Genomic DNA, 1,029 nt, shown 5'->3' with positions numbered 1-1,029 from the left:
TTAATTTACTTGATTTTAATTTGGATTTTGGAGACGAGGGCAAACCTCACCGCTGCTTTAAATTAATCGACACGGAAAACCAAAATATTAGTTTAGACTATATCCAAATGCATTTAATCGAAGTTCAGAGATTTATTGATATATTAGAAAATTCAACTATTGAGGAATTGAAAAATAATAAATTATTAACTTGGATGAAATTTTTTACAAGCAATAATTTAAAAGATATAGAAAATGAACTTAAGGAGGCTAACCCAATTATGACAAAAGCGATTGAAGAATATAAACGATTTACTTCGGACGATAAATTAATGCGAGCTTATGCCGCCAGAGATGCATTTTTGGTGGGACAAAAAATGATGTTATCGAGAGAACGAAAAGAAGGAATAGAAGAAGGGAAAAAATTAACTGCTAAAAATCTAAAAAAATCAGGTTTGGATATAGAATTTATAAGCGAAAATACAGGCTTGTCTATTGAAGAAATAGAAAAACTTTAAAATTTAAATTAATACTTTTTTATTATATAATTATCCTAAATTTCCATCTAAACTTATTCCTTAATTTTTAATCGGTATATACCAAACTATATTATTTATTGCGCTTTTAATATCGTTCATATTTTTCTCCTTATAATCTTTCTTTATAAGATTTATATAATTTTTAGCCGTATTTTTAATACTAAATTTCTTTTTTTGAATATTGCAATTTTTAATTAATTGTTTTCTAATATTTTCATTATAATAAATAGAATGCAATGCATTTATTAGCTCGATTTCATTTTTTGGATTAAATCCTATTCCTGCATCTCCGTATATTTCTGGAAGCGATGTTATATTTGAAGATATGACGGGAATATTGCATTGAATAGCTTCTAAAACGGGCAATCCAAATCCTTCAAAAAGACTTGGAAATGCAAAACAAAACGCTTTATTATAAATTATATTAATATCTTTATCTGGTATAAAACCAGTAACAATAATTTTGTCTTTATAAGATTTATTTTTATTAATATTGTCAAATAATTTATCT

General features: G+C 25.4%; 2 protein-coding genes. One reads left to right on the top strand and one right to left on the bottom strand.

What is annotated here, in order from left to right; genetic code table 11:
• The coding region (locus EZH24_RS12485) for an Rpn family recombination-promoting nuclease/putative transposase (protein WP_137999377.1) at nucleotides 1-497 on the top strand (497 nt) is incomplete at its 5' end.
• A gap of 60 nt (nucleotides 498-557) precedes the next feature.
• Here the strand turns inward: EZH24_RS12485 and EZH24_RS12480 are convergent.
• Nucleotides 558-1,029, bottom strand: a 472-nt coding sequence (locus tag EZH24_RS12480; protein WP_137999376.1) for a glycosyltransferase, incomplete at its 5' end; no start/stop codon positions are given.

The sequence above is a fragment of the Brachyspira catarrhinii genome (assembly GCF_005518285.1).
In the GTDB taxonomy this organism is placed as follows: domain Bacteria; phylum Spirochaetota; class Brachyspiria; order Brachyspirales; family Brachyspiraceae; genus Brachyspira; species Brachyspira catarrhinii.
This window is presented reverse-complemented; position numbering and strand designations above follow the sequence as displayed.